The organism is Bifidobacterium pongonis (assembly GCF_019331805.1).
Taxonomy (GTDB): Bacteria; Actinomycetota; Actinomycetes; order Actinomycetales; family Bifidobacteriaceae; genus Bifidobacterium; species Bifidobacterium pongonis.
In genome coordinates this window covers 48,678-71,444 of record NZ_JAHBBE010000007.1, presented here as the reverse complement: position 1 = coordinate 71,444, position 22,767 = coordinate 48,678, and the positions used below count along the sequence as shown (strand labels likewise).

At 61.3% G+C, this 22,767-nt stretch carries 11 protein-coding genes and 3 pseudogenes; 4 read left to right on the top strand and 10 right to left on the bottom strand.

The genetic code is table 11. The annotated features are described in order from the left end of the window. Window positions 1-694: 694 nt before the first annotated feature. The gene (locus KIH75_RS03080) at window positions 695-982 is read left to right on the top strand and encodes a hypothetical protein (protein ID WP_219055345.1); all 288 of its coding nucleotides are present in this window, start codon (window positions 695-697) and stop codon (window positions 980-982) included. Window positions 983-1,791: 809 nt separating this feature from the next. On the opposite strand, the pseudogene KIH75_RS10295 reads toward KIH75_RS03080, so the two are convergent. After that, window positions 1,792-3,139: pseudogene (locus KIH75_RS10295) on the bottom strand (glycoside hydrolase family 30 protein). 167 nt (window positions 3,140-3,306) lie between these two features. After that, window positions 3,307-4,632 (bottom strand): MFS transporter, encoded by a 1,326-nt coding sequence (locus tag KIH75_RS03070; protein ID WP_219055344.1) that lies wholly within the window; start codon window positions 4,630-4,632, stop codon window positions 3,307-3,309. A 346-nt stretch (window positions 4,633-4,978) separates the two neighbouring features. On the opposite strand from KIH75_RS03070, the gene KIH75_RS03065 reads away from it, so the two are divergent. After that, on the top strand, window positions 4,979-5,605 hold the full coding sequence (locus KIH75_RS03065) for a TetR/AcrR family transcriptional regulator (protein ID WP_219055343.1): 627 nt from the start codon (window positions 4,979-4,981) through the stop codon (window positions 5,603-5,605). Window positions 5,606-5,666: 61 nt separating this feature from the next. Here the strand turns inward: KIH75_RS03065 and KIH75_RS03060 are convergent, their stop codons facing one another. From KIH75_RS03060 to KIH75_RS03040, 6 genes and pseudogenes are all read right to left on the bottom strand, one after another. After that, entirely contained in the window at window positions 5,667-7,793 is a 2,127-nt protein-coding gene (locus tag KIH75_RS03060; protein WP_219055342.1) for a beta-galactosidase, read from the bottom strand. Between the two features lie 297 nt (window positions 7,794-8,090). Further along, a complete protein-coding gene (locus tag KIH75_RS03055; protein WP_219055341.1) occupies window positions 8,091-8,723 on the bottom strand; it encodes a TetR/AcrR family transcriptional regulator in 633 nt (210 codons plus the stop codon). 154 nt (window positions 8,724-8,877) lie between these two features. Continuing rightward, a complete protein-coding gene (locus KIH75_RS03050) occupies window positions 8,878-10,155 on the bottom strand; it encodes a glutamate-cysteine ligase family protein (protein WP_219055340.1) in 1,278 nt (425 codons plus the stop codon). A 185-nt stretch (window positions 10,156-10,340) separates the two neighbouring features. Next, window positions 10,341-11,885 (bottom strand): annotated as a pseudogene (locus KIH75_RS10355) (activase); the annotation flags it as partial. An 81-nt stretch (window positions 11,886-11,966) separates the two neighbouring features. After that, window positions 11,967-15,212: pseudogene (locus tag KIH75_RS03045) on the bottom strand (acyl-CoA dehydratase activase-related protein); the annotation flags it as partial. Window positions 15,213-15,563: 351 nt separating this feature from the next. Further along, the gene (locus tag KIH75_RS03040) at window positions 15,564-15,932 is read right to left on the bottom strand and encodes a metallopeptidase family protein (protein ID WP_219055338.1); all 369 of its coding nucleotides are present in this window, start codon (window positions 15,930-15,932) and stop codon (window positions 15,564-15,566) included. Window positions 15,933-16,099: 167 nt separating this feature from the next. Between KIH75_RS03040 and KIH75_RS10065 the strand changes: the two genes are divergently transcribed. After that, window positions 16,100-17,317, top strand: coding sequence for a hypothetical protein (locus KIH75_RS10065; protein ID WP_236027988.1), 1,218 nt, complete (start codon window positions 16,100-16,102; stop codon window positions 17,315-17,317). Window positions 17,318-17,511: 194 nt separating this feature from the next. Here KIH75_RS10065 and nrdG read toward each other — a convergent pair whose 3' ends face one another. Together nrdG and nrdD are read right to left on the bottom strand one after the other, a co-directional pair. Then, window positions 17,512-18,312, bottom strand: a complete 801-nt coding sequence (gene nrdG / locus KIH75_RS03030; RefSeq protein WP_236027987.1) for an anaerobic ribonucleoside-triphosphate reductase activating protein — start codon at window positions 18,310-18,312, stop codon at window positions 17,512-17,514. A 211-nt stretch (window positions 18,313-18,523) separates the two neighbouring features. Beyond that, complete coding sequence (nrdD, locus tag KIH75_RS03025; RefSeq protein WP_219055337.1) at window positions 18,524-20,914, bottom strand: anaerobic ribonucleoside-triphosphate reductase; 2,391 nt, start codon at window positions 20,912-20,914, stop codon at window positions 18,524-18,526. A gap of 471 nt (window positions 20,915-21,385) precedes the next feature. On the opposite strand from nrdD, the gene xseA reads away from it, so the two are divergent. Further along, a complete protein-coding gene (gene xseA, locus KIH75_RS03020; RefSeq protein ID WP_219055336.1) occupies window positions 21,386-22,678 on the top strand; it encodes an exodeoxyribonuclease VII large subunit in 1,293 nt (430 codons plus the stop codon). Window positions 22,679-22,767: the final 89 nt, after the last annotated feature.

The window sequence follows — 22,767 nt, the reverse complement described above, 5'->3', positions numbered from 1 at the left end:
ACAGTCTCACACGCCCCCCGCCGTCCTCTCAATCCCGGCCCAGCGCAGCTTGGCAGAGACGGCATCGCCATCCCCATTCCCATCCCCCACTACCGAAATCAGACAAAATCCGGCCAAATCTGTCCGAAAATGGAGAAGTGCAGCCCACGGGCGACAGCAGAGCGCCCCATCCCCCACTACCGAAATCAGACAAAATCCGGCCAAAAATGTCTGAAAATGGAGAAGCGTGGTCCAACCGACGACAGCCTTCCAGCTCTCATTACCGAAATCAGACAAAATCCGGGCAAATTTGTCCGAAAACGGAGAAGCGCGGCCCAACCGACGACAGCCTTCCAGCTCTCGTTACCGAAATCGGACAGAAATAGGGCAAAAATGTCTGAAAATGGAGAAGGGGACTCTCGCGGAGGCGAGCCGCCCCACCACTACCGAAATCAGACAAAATCAGCCCAAATCTGTCCGAAAATGGCGAAGCGCAGCTCACGGCGACAGCAGACCTCCCCATCCCCCACTACTGAAATCAGACAAAATCCGGCCAAATTTGTCTGAAAACGGAGAAGCACGAAGGGGGATTTCGACGAGCGCCCCTATGAAAGATAATGGCTCATATCACGTTTACCGAGGGCGACGATTCCAAAGACGCTCGTCCACCCGCCATCACCGACCGAGTCCGCCATTCCCAGAAAGAACGCACGATATGAGCACCGCTCGACGCATTCTCGCCGTCATCTGCACAAGTATCATCCTTTGGCTTGGCATCCTCGTGGGAGGAATCCTCTACGCAATATTCGCCACGCCAAAAACCATTCCCCAACATACCGACGCCCTCTGGGGCGCCGTCTATTTCGAAACGAAGCCGTCGGCCAACGGCTTCACGATGGTAGCCGGGCTAGGGCAACCGCTACCCGCCTTCGCCTTGTTCTGCGCATGTCTCGCAGCATGTGCGGTCATCACCGTCATCGCACGATTCATTGCGCGCAAATAATCCGACGCTTCCCCCAACGCCGCGTCTCCCCCACCCATCCCGAAATCAGACAAAATTAGCCCAAATTTGTCTGAAAACGGAGAAGGGTGGTCCAACCGACAACAGCCTTCCAGCTCTCCATTACCGAAATCAGACAGAATCCAGCCAAATTTGTCTGAAAACGGAGAAGGGTGGCTTGCGGAGAGAAGAGAGAGTCCCCCTCTCTGCTACCGAAATCAGACAAAATCCGGGCAAATTTGTCTGAAAACGGAGAAAGGTTGGCCGCAGAGACGGGACTCGTCGCCTCGATACGGGGCTCTTCTGCCTCACTGCCGAGCTTGCCCCGCCCTGCTACCGGAATCAGACAAAATCGGGGCAAATCTGTCTGAAAACGGAGAAGGATGGTCCAACCGACAACAGCCTTCCAGCTCTCCATTACCGGAATCAGACAGAATTTGGCCAAATTTGTCTGAAAATGGGGAAGCGAGATGGCGGGCACGCGGCATAAACGAAGACCGGAGCCGCCACAGGCGTGGGACTCCGGTCTTCCACACAACCAACAGGAAGAAAAAGGGAAGATCCTGCGGTTGATCCACATGGCCCGAACATGCGTTCAGGCCGGCTGGCCAATCGGCCAGTTGATCGATCGATCGGCTACCTGTTCAGCCGGATCGGCAAACAAAAGCCGATTAGCCGAACGGGCAAGCAGACAGACGCCGGTCGGTCGATCACGAATAATCACCACCCGCGAGCGCAAACGCAAGCACACACAAGCACAAGCAAACGCAAGCACACACGCAGCAAGCGCAAGCACACGCGGGCATAACCGCTCAGTCCAGCACGAAGGTGTTGAACGAGCGCGGCGCCAACGTCACCTTGAACCCGCGGTCAGCGGACTGCGGGTCGGCGAATTCGAACGGGCGCTCCTCCTCCAGGGCGTTCTGCGCCACGACCACCACCGTGCCATCCGGGTTGCGGAACGCGATGGCCATCGAGTTGAAATGCCCCGTGGTTCCCAGCACGCGCGCACCCGGCTTGACGAAATGCGAGAAGTGGCGCATCACATAATATTCGGGGTTGCGGCGCACCTCATGCGTGTCGGCGGTGATGGTGAACAGGGAGTTCTGCCACCATCCCCACGTGGAGTCACGGTCGTCGAGAATCATGTTCCAATAGGTGTAGGCGGTCGCGCCGTTGCGGAAGTAATGGTTGATCAGATGGAAGATGTATTCCGCGTACTCCCACGAATTGTCACCCATGCCGCATTCGGATTCGGACTGGATGAGTTCGATCTCCGGCCACGATTCGTGCGTGCGCGCGATGCAGTTCTGACCGGCCCACTGGTAGGCGATGCCCTTGATGTATTTGCGGGCGCCTTCGTCGAACAGGATGTTGTCGACGAAACGGTTGTAGTTGTTGAGTCTCATGCCGTAACCGCCGCCGGTCCACGCCATGTCTTCCGGACCGTTGAGCGTGCCGAGCCAAATGTCGGTGCTGAGCCCCGCCTCGTCGAACGCCGGGCCGAGATAGTCGCGGATGAACACCTTGAGCGCTTCGGAATCCCACAGCGCGCTGGGGAACTTCTGGTCGGCGAACACCTCGTTCTGCAACGTGCAGTTGGTTGACGGTGATGCCGTGTTCGGCGTAGGCCTGCACATACTTGACGAAATACTTCGCGTAGGCGCGCAGATTCTCCGGGGTCTGCACCAGACGCCCGTAGTTGTACGCCTTCGGACGCTTCATCCAGGTGGGCGGGCTCCACGGGCTGGAGAACAGCTGCATGTTCGGCTGCCATTCCTGCGCACGGTGGATGTACGGGATCAGGGTCTTCTCGTCGTGTTCGACGGAGAAATGCTCCATCTCGTAGTCGCCGTCGGTTTCGTCGTAGCTGTACCACTGGTCGGCGAAATCGTTGGCGCCCACCGGCGCGCGGTTGAAGGTGAAGTTCATCTCGTCGGGGCTGAACAGTTCCTTGATGATCTGGTCGCGTTCCTCGGCGCTGACGGTTTGCAGCGGCAACCAGCCGAGTTCGTTGAAGCAGCCGCCGAAGCCGCGCAGGGCCTGGTATTCGTTGCCGTCGAGCTGCAGGTCGGATGCCGTGACGGCGTTGGTGTGTTCGATGTTGGAGGATCGGTCGGCGAGTTTGCTGTTCTGCGTTGTTGCGATCCAGGTGGTCATTGGTGGTTCCTTAGTATCGTCGTTGATTCTTCGGATGTTGTATTTGCGGTTACCGACAGGACCGCCGGTAAGTATTGATTGCGATGTGGAAAGCCCCGGACCCGATTGAGAGAAGGGAAAAACAATGGGCCCGGGGCGCGGTCATCACGACCGTTCAGGGACGAAGATCACTTGACCTTCTTGATGATCATGATGAAGAAGCAGCCGATGATGGCCAGGGCGATGGCGGTCGGGAACGCGAAGTTGTAACCGAGGTTCACCACGATGGCGGACATGATGACCGGGCCGCACATCTGGCCGAGGGTGGTGGCCATGTTGAGGATGCCCAGATCCTTGCCGGCTTCTTCCTTGCTCGGCAGCACGTCGACGAGCAGAGCCTGGTCGACGGCGGAGTAGACCGCGTAGCCGAGGCCGGCGATACCGGCGAACAGGTACATGCCCAGGGTGGATGGGATCAGCCACGGCATGGCGATGCCGACGGCGAACAGCACGGAGGCCACGATGACGGGCACCTTACGGCGGCCGATGATGTCGGAGACGGGGCCGGAGATGAAGGAGCCGACGAGCGACATGACCATCATGATCATGGAGACGACGGACACGGTGACGGCGGACTGCTTGACGGACTGGCCGATGTAGTTCTGGATGATGTACAGCTGGTAGACGTTGATCATCTGGTAGCTCATCAGCATGCAGAAGCGGCCTGCGAACGCCTTGTAGAAGTCGTGGGCGCCGGAGAACTTCGGCGGGCGGAAGGAGGTGAGGATGTCCTTGGCGGAGCCTTCGTCCTTCGGCAGGAAGTCGGCGGACTGTTCCTTCGGGATGATGAGCACCGCGACGATGCCGCCGAGGAACATGAGCACGCCTGCGACCGCGAAGCCGGTGGTGAGGTTTTCGATGAAGTATGCGCCGATCATGGTGCCGATCGGGGCGCCGATGGTGGAGCCTGCACCGTAGAAGGCGGACATGGTGCCGCGGATGCCGGAGGGCACGCGGTCGGACAGGATGGCGACCAGCGGGGCGATCATGCAGTTGAGGCCGAACATGCAGGCGCAGTAGAAGATGGTGAGCAGCACGGCGTTATGCGTGGTGCCGGTGAGGAACAGGGTGACGCCGCCCAGGATGGCGCCGAAGACGATCCACGGGGTACGGCGGCCGAAGCGGGAGCGGGAACGGTCGGAGAAGTTGCCGAACATGAGGTTGGCGACCAGCGACGCGACGGCGGTGAACGCGTTGACGATGCCGACGAGGGCATCGGGGTCGGCGCCCTGGATGGTCTTGTAGTGCATCGGCAGCAGCACTGCGGAGACGATGCCGAGGCCGGACATCCACAGTACGCCGAACAGCAGGAAGCCTGCCCCGAAACGAACGGTGTTGACTTTGCTCAGCGGCTTGCCGGTTTCCGGCGACAGGGTCGGATCCTTCTCGGCCGCGGCGATATTGGCGTTATATGCCGCCAAACGCGCTTCTTTGCTTGCGATTGCTTCACTCATGAAACTCTCTCCTTTGATCCATGCTTCAACAGTGAGCGATGTTTTATATATCGATGTGGGCTTCCCCGCCCGGTCAGTTAATTACCGGTTGGTAACTAACGTGCTTCATAGCGTAGACCCTCTCCCAGGGAAACGCAAATCGGCAATCCTCGTCGCCTTGCGCAAACCCGGAACCGGTCTACCGGATTCCGTTGTGCAGCCACTCGGTTTTTATTACTTAGTAACTGCTTAGTTAAATCATATTACGATTCGTTTCGCTTGTCATTTTCGGCGTGTCCCAAGGGATTTCAGCCCGTACCTCTCCCCCGCCCTGTAACTTAGTAAGTACCAAGAGAAGGAGAACGTCATGCGTCGTCGCACCGAACCCAAAACCAGGAAACGAATGAGCGCCGAGGACCGCAAACGCGGCATCCTCGAAACCACCATTTCGTTCATCTCCCAATTCGGCTTCTGGGGATTCACCATCCGCGACGTGGCACAGGCTCAGAACATCACCGAAGCAGGCCTCCTTTACTACTACAGAACCAAGGAACAACTGCTTGAGGAAACCCTCAAGTACGCCGATCGCGTCAATCAGATCGCCATCGCCGAACATCTCGGCGTGGAGGGCGTGACCGGCGAGGTCTTGCAGGACGGCATCGCATACCACTGCGATCTGGGGCTCAAGGCCATCACCACGGGAACCGTGGAGACGAACGCCGACCGTCCGGAGATGGTCCGCCTCTACATCCTGCTGGAAAGCGAGGCGCTGAGTAAGGACCATCCGGTGCACGAATACTTCGAACAGCGCGAAGACAATCTGCTCAAGGAATATGCGACGGCGGCGGCCCGCGACGGGGTCGACGATCCGGACCGCACCGCCATGCAAGTGCTCTCCGCCATGGAAGGCCTGCAATTACGCTGGCTCAACGACTCCCGCGACGTCGACTTCGTCGGCGAATGGAAAACGCTCGTCGACCTGCTCATCCCCTGATCGGATCAGCGGTGCGTCCGGGTCCAGGCAAAGCGCCCGGACGCACCGCCATCATCACGCTTCAGCCGGCGATCACGGCGAGATTCCAGCGGCCGATCGTCAGATCGTCACCGACCTTCACCTCATCACCGGCCTTGAGCGACATACCGGCAGTGGCATCGGCGTCGACGGTGCCGTCGGTCGCGATCGCCACCGGGGCGACCACCACGCTGCCCGCCACCGGGCTGGCGATGGTGACCTCATCGGCCGAATAGTTGAGCAGATACGTCACCGTCTCGCCCTGGGCATTGACGCCTTGGCGGACCGTGACCTTGCCCGCGAGCGCGGTTCCGCATCCCACGACGCCCGCATGGTCGACGGCTTCGCGCAGCACCGCACGGATCGAATCCGCGTCGAGCAGCGTGCCGATCCATTCGGCGTCGCCCTTGCCGAACCCGTGGCGCGTGATCGCCGCGTAATCCTTCCACGCGTAGTGGCCGTAACCGGCGAGCACCTCGGTGCCTTCGCCCGCCGCCAGCAGTTCGATCAGCGCCTGCGCGTCGGTGGACGGCGTGCCCGCGAGAGGCCCGGCGAATTCCATGGCGACATGGCCGTTCGGCCTGGTGAACTGGTTGTAGGTCATGCCGAACACGTCGGTCAGATCGTGCGGGGCGCGATCGGACCACACGGTCACCTCGTCGTCGCATACGAAGGACCTCATGGTGGAGACCAGATGGCCGCCATTGGCGACGAAGTCGCGCAAACGGTCGATGGTTTCCTGCGGGGCGCAGTACAGCGCCGGCGTCACGATCATCTCGTAGTCAGCGAGCCGTTCGGCGCTCGCGTCGGACGGCAGGAAATCGCATTCGACGTTGAGTTCGAACAGCGCGTCGTACACGTTGCGCACCACATCGTTGTACTTGAGCGTGCCGCCGTACGGGAAGCCCGCTTCGATGAGGAACCAGTCGAGCGCGGTAAGCGACTCGTTGCTCACCATGATGGCGACCTTGTTGCGCTTGCGCAGGTGCACCAGCCGCTCCCCCACTTCGGGCGCTGCGATCTCACGTCCGAACACGCCCGCCTCACGGTAGGTCGGATTCGGTTCGAGATCGTGGCTGAGCAGTCCCTTCCAATACGTTTCGAAGGAGTTGTGGATGGAATGCCAGTGCCAGTATTCCACCATGTCCGCGCCGGATGCGAGATGCGAGTAGGCCTGCAGGCGCAGCTGACCGGGGAACGGCACCCAGCCGTGCTGGCCTTGCGCCTCGGTTTCGAGCACCAGATAGTTGCGGCCGCCCTTGGTGGAACGGGTCATGTCGCCGCCGAAGGCGATCTCCTTGCCGGTCAGATCGTCCTCGGTGGGATGGTAGATGTCCACGCCGGTGATGTCCACGGCGGTCGCGGCCTTGAAATGGTCGACCGCGGGCTGTACGCCGTAGGAGTAGCCGCGCCAATCGAAGTCGAAATTGTGGGTGACGAACTGGTCGTCATGGGCGTATTCGCGCACGATGTCGGCCTGCCACTGCAGGAAGGCACGCACCTGATCGCGGCGGAACTTGTCGAATTCGCCGCGCAGCGACTCGTTGATGGTGCCGGTCACGTCGGGGAAATCCTCCCAGGAGTCGACGCGGTTGGACCAGTAATCCAAGCCGAAGTGCATGTTCAACGCGTCAAGATCGCCGTCGAACTTGCGGTACAGGTACTTGACGAACAGGCGCTGCATGTCGTTGGAGACGGAATCGTAGTACTTCGTCTCGTTGTCCACCTGATAGCCGATGACCGCCGGATGGTCGGCGACGTGGGCGATGAGCTTGCGGATCACGCGCTCGCCGTAGAAACGGTAGGCGGGGTTGACGATGTCCATGATCTGGCGCGTGCCGTACTTGCCTTCGCCGTTCGGGGTGACGGCCAGCACGTCGGGGTGCATCTTGACCAGCCATGACGGCACCGCGTAGGTCGGCGTGCCGACGATGACGCTGATGCCGTGGCGCTGGGCCGCGTCCAACGCCCTGTCGACGTGGGAGAAATCGAATACGCCGGGTTGCGGCTCGCAGGTGCTCCAGGTGGATTCGGCGATACGGATCACGTTGAGGCCGGCATCCTTCATCATTCGCATATCCTCGTCGATGCGGTCGATGCCTTTCATCATGAGATACTCGTCATAGTAGGCCGCGCCGAACAGGATATGATCCACGGAATTGCGGTTCATGGCTCCTCTTTCTGCTTGTCTTCGTTGACGTTCCCCGGAATCGTTTCCGGACGTTTTTATATCTAACGCTCGTTAGATATAAGTACGATATATCGCCACACAGCGCTTGTCAAGTAATTTAACTAGCGCTCATTAGATAAATAATCGGCATAAAACGTTGAAATATAGCCGTTCTCCGCCAATGAAGAACACGCATATCGGCGTGTCGCGGTTTTTATCGAACAGTCATTAGATGAAATCGCATAATATACGCCTCACAGCGCACGCATGCACGCCGCACGCAGGAACGTCAGCGGGTCAGCGGTACCTGTCCCACACCGGCGAGGGGAAGATCATCCGTTCGAACACCAGCCATTCGTCATACATGTCGATCGGCGGCTTACGGGTCCAACGCAGCTGGATGCCATCCATGGCCTCCACGCATTGGCGCACGATGGGGCGCATGTTCTCCCATCCCCCGATCTCGGGCGGCAGATTCCACGTGAATTCGGAATAATGCTCCCACACCAGATTCGGGCGGTTCTCGAAATACTCGTGCAACGGGTGCTCGGGGCTGAACGATTCCGATTCGAGCACCATATACAGCTGCACCAGGCTGCGGCGCTGCGCGTTGTAACGCACGAGGAACCTCATGTATGCGGGGAACAGCATGCCCTCCGGGTCGCTTCCCGGCAGGCCGGATTTGATGAAATCGCGCGGCGTGCCCTCAGCGTCGTAATTGTCGGTGACCAGCATCGACAGCAGGTTCTCCTTGTTGCCGATGTAATGCAGCATACCCGGCTGGCTCATGCCGATCTCGTCGGCGATCTCCTTGAGCGACGTGCCGTAATACCCTTTCTCGGCGATAAGCTTCGCCGCCGCGCCGATGATCTCCCTTTTGCGCTCCTCCGGGCTTTTGCGAACGCGCTTCTTTTTCCCCTGTTCCGTCATAGAAGCCCAGTTTACCGACCAGTCGTTCGATAACGGAATGCCGTGTGTTGCCCGGCACCCTGGCATACACACGGCATCATTCCGCTGTCACGCGATCGCGCCATCGATACGCGCACACGCCACCGGCACGCACGCCAACGGCTTCGTACACGCCTCAGCCCTGGAACACCTCCGGATGCTTCGGATCGCCCGGAATATCCTCCAGCAGACCCTCAAGCCCCAGGAATTCGCGCCAGAAGTCGAGCGGCTGGCCGTACGGCGTGGCCTCACGGCCATGCGCCTGCAGATTGGCCTTGGCCTCGAACACGTCCTCCTCGCGCAGGCCGTCGAAGTAGCTTTCGAGACGGATGCGGTTGGACGGCACGTAGAACAGGGACGCGATGATCTCCGTCAGGCGCTCCGCACGTTCGACCGGCAGCGAATCCCAGTGACGCAGTTCGATGAAGTTCTTCAGACGCACATCGTTGAAATGCGTGGAGATGATGTGGTTGATCTCATAGGCGTTGAGCTCGCGGTCCGGGTACACCTCCCCCGCGTTCTCACGGAAGGCCGCGCGATGCAGCTCCTTGCCGGTCGCGCCGGTGGCCACGGCTTCGGGCGTGTGGGTCAGATCGGCGAACATGAGCGGCGTGCTCAGCACGTCACGCGCGTAATCCTCCCAACCGAACCGCCTGTCGAACAGGCCGGGAATGACGTTGGTGCGCTGGAAGTCGAGATAATCCCACATGCGCTGGCGCAACAGCGGGTACGTGTTGAGCTTGCCTTCGAAATACGGGCTGTTGCGGAAGAACCATGCGAGAATCGGGCCGATCGCGGTGCCGATGCGCATTTTGGCGATGGAATCGGCCTCGTCCACATAGTCGATGCTCACCTGCGTGGAGGCGGAGCAGCGCATCATGCACGGACCGAATTCGCCGACCCTGCCGAGATAATCGGTCATGGCGTCGTAGCGGTCCTTCGGATTGACGGGAATGTCGGCGAAACTGGATTTCGGCTGGTAGCCGTAGTGCACGAGTCTGAACCCGAGTTCCTCGATGATCGGGTCGACCTGGCTGCGGAATTCACCATACAACGTGTTGAGTTCGCTCGGCTCATGCAGCACGCCGATGGAGGTTTCGATCTGACCGCCGGGTTCGAGGGAAACGGACAGCCCTTCACGTCCGAGACCGACCAAATGGCCGTTCTCCCAATATTCCTTGCTTTCGTCGTAATACGGTGCGATGCGTCTGAGCAGCGTCTCCACGCCGTTCGGCTCGTAGTAGCTGACCGCGGTGTCGTCGGCGTTGTGGACGGGAAGATGCTCGATCTCCACACCGAAACCGCCGGTGCCGCGCTTGGAGCATCCGTTCTCGAAGAATCTCAGCAGACTGTCGACATGCTTGGGATTCGGCTCGGTGAGCAGGTGCGCGTAACTGATTCTGGGAGTGACCATGGGCTATATGGTATTCGACCGTATCGCCCAAGCGTGCCGTCAGGCCGCGAATTGGATATATGAAAAACTAATGGCAGGTGCCATAGCGGCCGTCATGACGTTCATCACGACAACCGATCACGGCACCTGCCATCAACACGTCGGCGGAATTACAGGCGGTCCTGCCCGCAATCCCGCTCGCAGGTCTACTTGCCCTGCTCCTCCTGCTGCTTGCGCATCTTCTTGGCGGCGGCGATCATAAGCTTGATGCGGTTGAGCTGATTCGCCTCGGACGCGCCTGGATCGTAATCGATGGACACGATGTTCGCCTCCGGGTACAGGCGGCGGATCTTGCCGAACATGCCACGCCCGGTCACATGGTTGGGTAGGCAGGCGAACGGCTGGGCGCACACGACGTTCGGGCAGCCTGATTCGATGAGCTCCAGAATCTCCGCGGTCAGCAGCCAGCCTTCACCGGCCTGCACGCCCACCGAAGTCACCTCGCCGGCCTTCTTCACCAGTTCGGGCATCGGCAGATCCTGCGCGAACTTGCCGTGCGCCAGATCGATGGCCTTGTGCACCGGCGCGAAGTACATGTCCAAACCCTTACGCATCACGGCATAGCCGAGCTTGTTGCCGCCCATGCCGAGGTAATGCTCGTTCCAGTCGGTGATGTACGGACGGGTGGTCATGAACTCCATGATGCCCGGCACCACGGCCTCGCAATCCTGCGATTCGATCACATCAACCACATGGTTGTTGGCGTCCGGCTGGTACTTCACCAGAATCTCGCCGACCACGCCCACACGCACCTTGCGCGGAATATCCTTGAGCGGCAGCGCGTCGAAGGACTTCACGATCTCCTTGACCAGCTTCGGGTACGGCAGGTAGCCCTTGCCGATGGCCTTCTTCGCAGTCTTGGAATGACCGTGATGCTCCAACACCTCGCGGACGATGGTGTCCCACTGCCGGTACAGGCGGTTGGCGCTGCCCGGCTCGGCCTCGTACGGGCGCACGCGGTACAGGCACTTCATGAGCAGATCGCCGATGATCAGGGCCTTGATCGCACGGTGCAGCAGCGCCGGCGTGGCCTTGAAGCCCGGATTATCCTCAATGCCCTGCGTGGAGATGGCGATGACCGGAATCTGCGGGTAACCGGCATCCACCAGCGCCTTGCGGATCAGACCGAAATAGTTGGTGGCACGGCACATACCACCGGTCTGCGTGATGGCGAGCGCGGTATGGTCGGGATCGTACTTGCCTTCCAGAATCGCGTCCACCAGCTGGCCGATGACCATGATGGCCGGGTAGCAGGCGTCGTTGTTCACATACTTCAGGCCGGTTTCGACGTCCTCGCGGCTGGCGTGTTCGAGGATGTCGAACTTGTAGCCGCCGGAACGGATCACGGATTCGACCAGGGAGAAGTGGATCGGGCTCATCTGCGGGGCCACGATGGTGTAATCCTTCATATCCTTGCCGAACGGCACGCGGTTCGCGTACTTGGACATGGTGGCCGTATTGTGCGCGGACGCCGAGCCCTTGCCGTTGGCCGCGGCGCGACGGGATGCTTCCTTGGCGGCTTCGGTGAGCTTCGGATTGGCTTTCATCACCGTGTCGAGCATGACCTGACGGCCCGGAGTGGGAGCCTGGGAGCCGGTCTTGCGGAATTCGCCGTGCTTGACGTTCGCCTGCGCTTCGGCGGATTCGAGCTGGGCCTGCGCTTCGGCGAGCTGCGCCTGCGCCTCCTCCAGCTTGGCTTTCGCCTCGGCCACGGAATCCGACTGCACCGGCTGATCCTGCTTGCCGGGCACGGCACCGGCCAGAGCGCGACGATGGTTGCGCTCGCGTTCCTCCACCGCGGCCTTGAGCGAGCGCAAGCGGATCTTCGCCGCGCCCAGGTTCGACACTTCGTCGATTTTCAGCATGGTGTACACGTCGGCCTTGTCCGCCAGGATCTCCGACACCTGATCGGTGGTGATGGCGTCGAGACCGCAGCCGAAGGAGTTGAGCTGCACGAGCTCCAGACCCGGGTAGGAGGCGACGAAATTGGCCGCTGCGTATAGGCGGGAATGGTAGGCCCACTGGTTGGTGACGCGCAGCGGCATCTTCGTGACCTTGCGGTCGCCCACGTGGCGGAAGCCGTCGGCGTTCCGCTTGCGCGGATCATCTTCGCCTTCGGAAAGGTATTCGCTCAGGTTGAGCTTCTCACCCGGCTGCAGTTCGCAGATGGAATCCTCGGACAGCACCACCATGCCCAGCGAACAGATGGTTTCGGGGATGCCGTGGTTGATTTCGGGGTCGACGTGGTACGGGCGCCCGGCGAGCACGATGCCACGGCAGTTGTGTTCCTTCATGTAGGCCAACGCGCGCAGGCCCTCCTGCTGCACGTCATGCTTGAACACCTTGTCTTCGGCGTATGCGGCCTTGACGGCGGTTTCGGCTTCCTCACGGCTCACGCCGGCCCATGCGAACTCCTCGACGATGCGGTCGACCATGAGCTCATGGTTGGCGAGGTTGAAGTACGGGCGCATGTAGCGCACGCCTTCCTCGCGCAGTTCCGGCATGTTCGCGCCGATGACCACCGGGTAGTTGGCCACGACCGGGCAGTTGTAGTGGTTGTCGGTGTTGGGCACGAGGTTCTCCTCGTAGCTCACGCACGGGTAGAAGATGGTTTTGATGCCCTTGTTCAGCAGCCACTTGATATGGCCGTGCACCAGTTTGGCCGGGTAGCAGATGTTCTCGGAGGCGATCGATTCGATGCCCGTCTCGAACAGTTCGTGGGAGCTGCGGCCTGAAATCACGACCTTGAAGCCCAGCGAGGTGAGCAGGGTGAACCAGAACGGGTAGTTCTCGTACATGTTGAGCGCACGCGGAATGCCGATTTCGCCGCGCGTGGCCTTCTTGTCGGTGAGGCGACGGTAGGCGAAGCAACGCTTGTACTTGTAGTCGTACAGGTTCGGCCTGTCGGAACGCTTGCGCTTGGCGTCGCCGCCACGTTCGCAACGGTTGCCGGTGACGTAGCGCGCGCCGTCGGCGAAGGTGGTGATGGTGAGCTTGCAGTGGTTCTGGCACAGCTTGCACACGTCGCGTTCGGTGGTCATGGTGAGGCCGTCGAGCGCTTCGCCGGTCAGGATGGAGCTGGCGGTGTGCTTCACGCCGTCGACGATCACGGTGTTCCCGTTCTCGCCGTCGTTTTCGGCGTTTTCCGCGTTTTCCGCGCCTTCCGCGTCGTCGGCGATATCCGTGTAGTGCATGCGCGCGGTGAGGGCGGCGCCGTACGCGCCCATCAGACCGGCGATGTTCGGACGGGTCACCTTGCGTTCGGTCAGCAGTTCGAACGCGCGCAGCACGGCATCGTTGAGGAACGTACCGCCCTGCACGACCACGGTATCGCCGAGTTCGCCCGAGTCACGCAGCTTGATGACCTTGTACAGCGCGTTGCGCACGACCGAATAGCACAGGCCGGCCGCGATGTCCTCGATACTGGCGCCTTCCTTCTGCGCCTGCTTGACGGACGAGTTCATGAACACGGTGCAGCGGGAGCCCAAGTCGACCGGGTGCGTGGAGGCAAGCGCCTTCTGCGTGAACTCCTCGATGCTCAGGCCCATCGACATGGCAAAGGTCTGCAGGAAGGAACCGCAACCGGAGGAACATGCCTCGTTCACGGCGATGGAGTCGATCACGCCATCGGTGATGGCAAGGTACTTCATGTCCTGGCCGCCGATGTCGATGACGGCGGTGACGCCAGGGCTGACCATTTCGGCGCCACGGTAGTGGGCCATGGTTTCGACCACGCCCTCGTCGAGGTGCAGGCCGGTGGCGATCAGGCCTTCGCCGTAACCGGTGGCGCAGGATCGCGCGATCCACGCTCCTTCGGGCAGGTCGGCCTGGATGCGTTTGGCGATGTTGATGGCCGCGGTGAGTGGGCTGCCCTCATTGTTGGCATAGCTGGACCAGACGATTTCGCGGTCGTCGTTCACCAGCGTGGCCTTGATGGTGGTCGAACCGGCGTCGATGCCGAGGAAGTGCGGGCCCTTCGCGCCTTCGAGCGTGCCGATGTGCACATGCTCGCGATGGTGACGCTCGTTGAACGCCTTGCGATCCTCCTCGGTGGGGAACAGCGGAGGCATGGTGGGCGTGTTGGACGGCAGGTTCTCCAGCTCCTCCAAACGCTTGAGGATGACGTTCACCGGCTTGGCTTCGAAATGGTTGCCTTCGTCGTCAACGTCCTGTTCGGCCTGCAACGCCGCGCCGTACGCCACGTACAGGTGGGCGTCGGTGGGGACGATGAACTCGTCGACCTTGCCGTCGAGCGCACGCTTGAACGCCGCACGCAGTTCGGACATGAAGAACAGCGGACCGCCGAGGAAGATGACGGTGCCGTGGATCGGGCGGCCGGATGCGAGACCGGCGATGGTCTGGGTGGCGACGGCGGTGAAGATGGAGGCCGCCAGATCGGGTTTCGCCGCGCCGTCGTTGATCAGCGGCTGCAGATCGGTTTTGGCGAACACGCCGCATCGCGACGCGATCGGGTACAGGTTCTCGTAATCCTTCGCCAGCTCGTTCAGACCGGAGGGGTCGGTGTCGAGCAGCGTGGACATCTGGTCGATGAACGCGCCGGTGCCGCCCGCGCACGAACCGTTCATGCGCTGTTCCGGCGTGGGCTTCAGATAGGTGATCTTGGCGTCCTCGCCGCCGAGCTCGATGATCACGTCGGCCTGCGGGTATTCCTTGTCGATGGCTTCGGTTTCGGCGATGACCTCCTGCACGAACGGCACATGCAGGCTGTCGGCGAGCGCAAGGCCGCCGGAACCGGTGATGGCGAGACGGATCGGCTCGTCGCCGCGCCCCTGCTCTTCGAGCATCGTGTGGATGTCGGCGAGCAGTCCGGCCACGGTGGCGCGGACGTTGGCGTGGTGGCGACGGTAGTCGGAGAACAACGTTTCCGACAGCGTGTCGGACTGGTCGAGGACAACGGCCTTGACGGTGGTCGATCCGATATCCAATCCGACGCGCAACGGTTTCGCATCTGGGTTCGCGGACTGCGGTGTGCTCACGATGGGTGCGGTGTCAGCCATGTATTCCTCTACAACTCGGTTTTCGGCTCCATGCCGCCCTTCGTTCCCTTCAATCACCCGTCCGAATGCGCGGGTGCCGGTGACGGCGGCGCCGACTTGCTGGAGAACTAGCTTAGTCCGACCACTCACCTAACACATTCGGCGTCAAGTGATTTTGCTCACGGAATACCCGCCCGGCAATGTCGGCACCATTTGGCCCATAGCGAATTCCGCGGCAGGCGAACGGCCCGCCATGGGCGCGACACACGGCGCGATTCTCCGGGTATACGTACTACATCCAAGAAGGTGGCGTGGCGGCCGTACCTGCTGCTCCCGCTTCTCCCCGCTTCTCCCCACGGTCCGCTTTCCCGCTCAGTACCCGTGCGCGTGGAGGTAGTCGTCGTCGAAACCGAAGTAGTGGCCGATCTCGTGGATGACGGTTTTGCCGATCTGGTCGACCATCTCCTGATGCGTGGCGCAGACGCGCTCGTGCGGTCCTTTGAAAATGGTGATGATGTCGGGCATAACGCCGCTGTATGACGTGGTGCGTTGCGTGATGGGCACGCCCGTGTACAGGCCGAGCAGTTCGCCGTCCGAACAGTGCAGTCCGCCGAGTTCGCCTGCGGTGGGCTCGTAGTCCCAGGCGATGGCGATATTGTGCAACGCTTCGGTAAACCGCGCGGGAATCGCGGCCAAGGCCTCTTCGATGACGCCTTCGAATTCCTGATCGCTCATATGCATGGTTCGAGACTACCTGATTGTTCCGGCATCGCGGCGCGAAACGAACTTGCGAACAGCGGGCGTGCGGCGGATGGGGCGATACGCAGGCGCGGAATATGGCCGCATAGGTAGGATGGACGGTACGGCACGGGAAGCCGGGAACACATACAGGTAAGGAGAGCCAGCCCATGGACGAGCAGGACGATCAGAGGACGCAGCCGTTGGAGACGCCCGCCCCCGCATCGGAACCTTCGTGGGGAACCACAGGCGGCGGATGGGGCGACATGCAGGCGCAGGATGATGCGCGGACGATAGCGGATACCCAGGCGATACCGACCACGCAGGCGATGCCCGCCGCGCAACCCACACAACCCGCGCAGCCCGCACCGACGCAGCGGGTCGTGTACGGCGACACCCGCAGAGCCTCGGGGTATAACGGCACGCAGCAGGACGCGCAATACCCGACCGAACAGTACGCGACCGAACAGTACGCAGCCGCGCAATACCGGACCTCGCAATACGCCGATACCCCGCAACCGCAGTATGGCGATACCCCGCAATACGCGCAATACGGCGGTGATTCCAACCAATACCCGCCTTATCAGGGCGATTCCGGCAATCCCCGGAAACGCCCCCGGCGCTGGCCCATCGTGGTCGCGATCATCGCGGTGATCGCCATCGTCGCCGGCGCGGTCGGCATCTACGTCTACCACGACCGCCATGAGCAGGCGCTCACCGCATGCCGCGACGCCGTCAGCTCATTCTCCGAAGCCCGCAAGGAACTGCTGGACACCGGAAGCTCCTCGTCGCAGATCCAGAAACTGCTGCGCGAAGTGCTGGGCGTGGACGGCATTCTGGACGCCGCGGCCGACGCCTCATCCGAGGCCGAGAAAACGGTGAGTTCCGAAGGATGCTCGGCGAAGGCGACGATCACGCAGCTCAATCTGGTCAAGGACACGCTGAACAGCGCCACCGCGTCGTTGCGCAAATCCGTTGCCAAGATCAAGAAGGATGCGGCGAAACTCGAACAGGACGGCAGCTCGTCAAGCAACGGCAGCTCGTCGGAGAACGACAGTTCGTCGGGCAATGATTCCACCAACGGCAACGATTCGGAGAACAGCGGCGATTCCACGAACGGCGACACGTTGGAACAGCAGAAGCAGGAACTGCAGAACACCATCGATTCCGCACGCGGACTGCTCGACCAGCTCAAGAACAGCGAAACGACCAACACGTTGAAACAGCTCGCCGGCAATGCGCTCGAGCAGGCCATCGACGGCGCACAGAAGCTCGCCGACAACCCCGATATCAAGAATTCGCAGACCCTTGAAGCCGCCAAGAACGCGCTGGCGCAGGCGATCGACACGGCCCAGCAATGGTTCAGCGAACAGTCCAACGGGCAGTGACCGGTGCCGGACGGCAGCGGTTAGCAATGGTTGGCAATGGTTGGCAATGGTTAGCAACGATTAGACAGCCCACCTAGCCACACTCCCCCATCCGCCGAACACGGCATATGACGAGCGGGCGGTGGCTCCCGGTTTCCCGGAACCACCGCCCGCTCATCGTATTTGTCTGAACGAAACGCGCCCGGCGCAACGAATCAGGATGCCTGCGCACCCTCACCCGCGCCGCGATCCTTGAGATAGATCTCGGACACCTGACGTTCCTGATCGTGCAGCCTGGCCCATATCACCGGCCCGCCCGCGGCAAGCGATTTCGGCACGTCGAGAATGCGCTGGTTACGCGACCCGCGGAACTGCAGCAGCGAATCATGCTGATCCTTGAGATACCGCCCGTCCACAAGCACATCAATCAGTTCCAGCAGCTCACGCTTGTCGGGCGTCTCCCCCGGCCGCATAAGCTCCTCCCACGTGTAGCCTGTCCAGCTCCAAATATCCTTGCTATGCCCGAATTCGCGCCTGATGCGCTGCGCCAGGGGAATCAGCACCGGCGTGGCGAGCATCGGTTCGCCGCCCAGAAACGTGATGCCCTGCACCCACGGCGCGCGCAGATCATCGATGATCTTGTCCTCCAAACGCTGCGTGTACTCGTGGCCCGCCTGGAAATCCCAGATGGAGGAGTTGAAGCATTCGACGCAATGGAACGGGCAGCCGGATACGTAAATGGAATTGCGTACGCCCTCGCCGTCGGTGACGATGAAGGTCTTATAGTCGGCGATCATCCGCTTGGACATCCGCCTGCCGTCCCACTGGCCGGCACGCGGATCGTTGGCCAAGCCATGCGAAGGGATCGACGGGCCGCGCCCGGTCTCCCCCGCGGCGAAATCATGACGTTTGGGCTCGTTTGCCGCCTTGGAACCGGTTGCGGTCTCCGCTTTGGTCTCCGCTTTGACTTCCGCCTGAGGCTCCGCCTTGCGAAATCCGCCCATATCCTCTGCCATATCCACTCCGAACATTCCCTACCGGCCACTTACGGCCCTCGGCACAGCTACCGCCGCCCGATATCAACCACCACACGCATGAGGGCGGTCGGCGATGCACAACCGACCGCCCTCATCCCGCGATCACAGGCAACCATGCGCATCCACACGTTCACGCGCACCGCATGGCACCCGGTTGGCCGCCAAGGCACAGCCCGGACGGCGGCTCATACTACCTGGTCTCCTCGAACCATTCGCGCTCGGAACCATCCTTCAGCGTCACATGACCGGTCTCGCCGCTCATATGCTTCACGCGATGCGCGATCTCCTCATGACGGCCATGCACCATCGGGCGCTGCACCGGATTACCCAGATAGCCGCAGGTACGCTTGGTCACATTACACTTATCCGGATCGGAATTACCGCACTCCGGGCACTTGAAGCCCTCGTCGGTCGGCTCGAAATCGCCCTGGAAACCGCACACGAAGCAGTGGTCGATCGGCGTGTTCGTACCGAGATAGCCAATGCCGATGTTGTAGGCGTAATCCCACACCGCTTCCAGCGCCTTCGGATTGTCCTGCAGGCACGGGTACTCGCAGTAGTTGATGAAACCGCCGGACGCGTAGTACGGGAAGTCCTTCTCGAAGGTGAGCTTCTCCATCGGCGTCGGCTGCAGCCACACCGGGTAGTGGAAGGAGTTGGTGTAGAAGTCGTGGTCGGTCACGCCGTCGACCTTGCCGAACTTCTCACGATCCATGCGGTTGAAACGATCCGTCAACGACTCGGCAGGCGTGGAATACACCGAATAATGGTAGCCTTCGGCCTTGCTCCACTGCTTGCACAGCTCGTTCATGCGCTTGACGATGGACAGGGCGAATTCCTTGCCCTCCGGGTCCCAGCCGTGGTCGCGGATCCAGTTCTTGCCGTAGAACACGGCGGTCGCCTCGGCCAGGCCGATGTAGCCCAGCGACACGGTGGCACGCTCGTTCTTGAACAGCGCGTCGACGTTATCGTTGGCACCCAAGCGGCCGAACGCGCCGTAGCGGAACAGCGTGGGGGCGTTCACCGGCGTGGCCTGCTTGCAGCGCATGATGCGGAACTGCAGCGCCTGATGGGCCACTTCCATACGCTCGTCGAACAGCTTCCAGAAACGATTCTTATCGCCATGCGATTCCAGCGCGATACGCGGAACGTTGACGGAGACGACGCCGAGATTCATACGGCCGTCCTCCTCGTCCTTGCCGGTCTCCGGGTTGACCCAGCCCTGCAGGAAGGAACGGCAGCCCATCGGCGCCTTGAAGGAACCGGTGATTTTGACGATGTTCTCGTAGAACACCACGTCCGGGTACATGCGCTTGGTGGCGCATTCCAACGCAAGCTGCTTGAGATCGTAGTTCGGATCCTCCGGATCGCAGTTCACGCCATGCTTGATGGTGAACACGAGCTTCGGGAAGATGGCCGTGTGATGATCCTTGCCGAGGCCACGAATACGATTCAGCAGAATCGCACGCTGCACCTCACGGGCGAACCAGTCGGTACCCAAGCCGAAGCCGACCGTGACGAACGGCGTCTGGCCGTTGGACACACGGTTCGAATTGATCTGGTATTCCATGGTCTGCATGGCGTCGTAAATGGCCTTACGCGTACGGATCTTGGCCAGGATCTCACGCTCCTGCTCCAGCTCATCCACATCGTCATGGAACGGGGTATCCATGGGCAACGGCTCGCGGGAGCCGAAATGCAGCTTGCTCGGCTCGTTCTTCTTGGCGTTCTCCACCTGGCGGCGGGCGAATTCCACCGGCATGCCGTCGGGGATGTTCTCGCGCGCCTCCTCAAGGAACTTCTCGTAATCCTTACGCGCATAACGGGCGAGATGCTCGTCGGCGCGGTTCGCGGTCTGGCCGCCGTACTGGCTGGACGCCACGTCCTTCATGATCTGGGTGATCTGCGTGGCCGCGATGGCGATGGACTTCGGGGACGCCATCGGCGCGTTGCCCAGGGTGAAGCCGTTCGCCAGCATGTCCCAGAAGTTCGGCAGGGAACAGTTCGACTGCGCGGTGAACGGCGAATAATCGGCGTCGTGGAAGTGGATATCGCCCTTCATATGGGCGTTGGCGACCGCCGGGGGCAGCATGTTCAGCGCCGCCGCCTTGCTGACGGCACCCGCGAGCAGATCACGCTGGGTGGCGTAGACGTTGGAATCCTTGTTGGCGTTCTCGTGGATCAGCGTGGGATCGTTGTTGATGAAACGGGACACCGCCTCGTTCACATCCGTGGCCTTGGCGCGCTGGATGTCCTTGTCGAGACGGTAGTTCGTGTAGTTACGGGCCACGTCGTACAGATGATCCTCGATAAGCGCATGCTCGACGAGATTCTGAATATCCTCGATCTTGGCCGGGCCCGCGTAACGCTCCTTGATCTCGCCCTCCACCTGATTGGCGAGGTCACGGATCAGCGCTTCCTCCTCGGGGCCGATCTTCTTGTCAAGGTCGGCGAACGCGGACTTCACTGCGGCGATGATGTTGATCGGATCGAAATCCACGATACGACCGTCGCGCTTCTCCACCTGCACCGTGCTGGTGGAGGTTTTGTGCGTTGTCGTGCCGACTGTTTCCATCGTCATCTTTCTGCCTCTTCCTGGGCGCCCAAGCGCCGGTTCCACGCCTTGCTCACAAGGGTTTCGTTTTTGTTGCCTCATGTACTGTACCCCTACATATAGTTTCGCCACGCCGACCAAACACTAGGGGTAGTGTTTTTTGGCGTAATACCGCCGAAAAAGAGGATTGTGTGATTCACGTAACAATCCGCCGTCGAACCCCTCCGACAGCCCCAATCGCAAGGCGCCGGAACGCGACACGCGGTACGGCGGCGGAGCGTCGTCGGCATGTCGGGCGACGTGCCGACCCGGCTGGGCGACCCGGCTGGGCGACCCGGCACATATCCGGCTCACATCCGACTCATATCCGACATGCCAATCGGCACACCAATCCGGTTCGCCAGCAGGCAAGCCAACCCGGCATAATACTCCTTCCCGACCCAACACAGCCACCCCGCACGCCCCATCCGATTCGACCCAGCACCTATAGTGGAGCCCATGAGCGAAGACCAGAACACGACGGGTATGCAAATACCGCGCCCATTCGACCAACTGCCGCGGCTGGCACGCGAAACCACCGCAGACAACCCCTGGCCGGTAAGCGTACTCAGCCAGAAATTCCACACAGCCGTGGAAAAATGGCCGGCAGCATGGATCTGCGGCCAAATCACCGAAATCAACACGCGCCGCGCCGGATCCGCCTACCTCACCGTGCGCGACGACTTCGAAGACATCGCCATCTCTGTCTCCGGATGGCGCGCATTCGCAGCCGCAGCCTCGCAATTCCGCCAAGGCGACCGCGTCGTCATCCACGGACACGCCGACATCTGGGTCAAACAGACACGACTCAGCTTCATCGGCGACGACATCCGCAAAATCGGCGCCGGCGGACTCAAAGAACAAATCGACGAACTGCGCAAGAAGCTCAAAGGCGAAGGGCTCTTCGACGCCGACCGCAAAAAACCGCTCCCCGAATTCCCCGCATGCATCGGCCTCATCTGCGCACCCCAAGCACGCGCCGAAGGCGACATCATCACCAACGTCAACCTACGCTGGCCGGCCGTGCGCTTCAAAGTCCTCCACGCACACGTGCAAGGCACGCAATGCCCACCCGACATCATCGCCGCCATCCGCCAACTCGACGCCGACCCCGAAGTGGACGTGATCATCGTGGCCCGCGGCGGCGGCGCATTCGAAGACCTCGTCGGATTCTCGGACGAAGGCGTAGTACGCGCGGCCGCAGCATGCCGCACGCCGCTCATCTCCGCCATCGGACACGAAGACGACTGGACGCTCATCGACCTGGCAGCCGACCTGCGCGCCTCCACGCCAACCGACGCCGCCAAAAAAGTCGTTCCGGACGTGCGCGAACAATGGCAGCTCATCAGCAACGCCATCCGGCAAATGCGCATGCGCATCTCCGGACGCGTCGACGCCGAACTCCGCCTCGTCGAAGGCTATGCGAACCGCCCCAGCCTCACCCAGCCGCACACCATGCTCGAACCGCACCAGCGACTGATCGACGAAGCGCGCAACCGCATGGACATCGGCATGCGCCGCATCATCGACGACGCCTCCCTCACCATCGAAAAAGCGCACGCCTCCCTCACCGCGCTCAGCCCGCAATCCACCCTGAACCGCGGCTACGCCGTCATACAGGACGCGGACGGGCACGTGCTCGACGACGCCTCGCGCATCGCCACCGGAGACAAGCTCACCCTCACCCTGAAGAAGGGCGTGGTCACCGCCACCGCGGATGAAATTCTGCCGGGCGGAGGCGAAAGCGCATAGCGGGCGCAGCCAGCCGGACACAGCCGGACACAGCCAAAACAGCCAAAACAGCCAAAAACACAGCCAGGACAACACAGCAAAGGAACACA

What these genes read in the sequence shown, in the direction of transcription:
- KIH75_RS03080 (WP_219055345.1), top strand. Translation starts at nt 695, where the DNA reads ATGAGCACCGCTCGACGCATTCTCGCCGTCATCTGCACAAGTATCATC.
- KIH75_RS03070 (WP_219055344.1), bottom strand. Translation starts at nt 4,632, where the DNA reads ATGAGTGAAGCAATCGCAAGCAAAGAAGCGCGTTTGGCGGCATATAAC.
- KIH75_RS03065 (WP_219055343.1), top strand. Translation starts at nt 4,979, where the DNA reads ATGCGTCGTCGCACCGAACCCAAAACCAGGAAACGAATGAGCGCCGAG.
- KIH75_RS03060 (WP_219055342.1), bottom strand. Translation starts at nt 7,793, where the DNA reads ATGAACCGCAATTCCGTGGATCATATCCTGTTCGGCGCGGCCTACTAT.
- KIH75_RS03055 (WP_219055341.1), bottom strand. Translation starts at nt 8,723, where the DNA reads ATGACGGAACAGGGGAAAAAGAAGCGCGTTCGCAAAAGCCCGGAGGAG.
- KIH75_RS03050 (WP_219055340.1), bottom strand. Translation starts at nt 10,155, where the DNA reads ATGGTCACTCCCAGAATCAGTTACGCGCACCTGCTCACCGAGCCGAAT.
- KIH75_RS03040 (WP_219055338.1), bottom strand. Translation starts at nt 15,932, where the DNA reads ATGCATATGAGCGATCAGGAATTCGAAGGCGTCATCGAAGAGGCCTTG.
- KIH75_RS10065 (WP_236027988.1), top strand. Translation starts at nt 16,100, where the DNA reads ATGGACGAGCAGGACGATCAGAGGACGCAGCCGTTGGAGACGCCCGCC.
- nrdG (WP_236027987.1), bottom strand. Translation starts at nt 18,312, where the DNA reads ATGGCAGAGGATATGGGCGGATTTCGCAAGGCGGAGCCTCAGGCGGAA.
- nrdD (WP_219055337.1), bottom strand. Translation starts at nt 20,914, where the DNA reads ATGACGATGGAAACAGTCGGCACGACAACGCACAAAACCTCCACCAGC.
- xseA (WP_219055336.1), top strand. Translation starts at nt 21,386, where the DNA reads ATGAGCGAAGACCAGAACACGACGGGTATGCAAATACCGCGCCCATTC.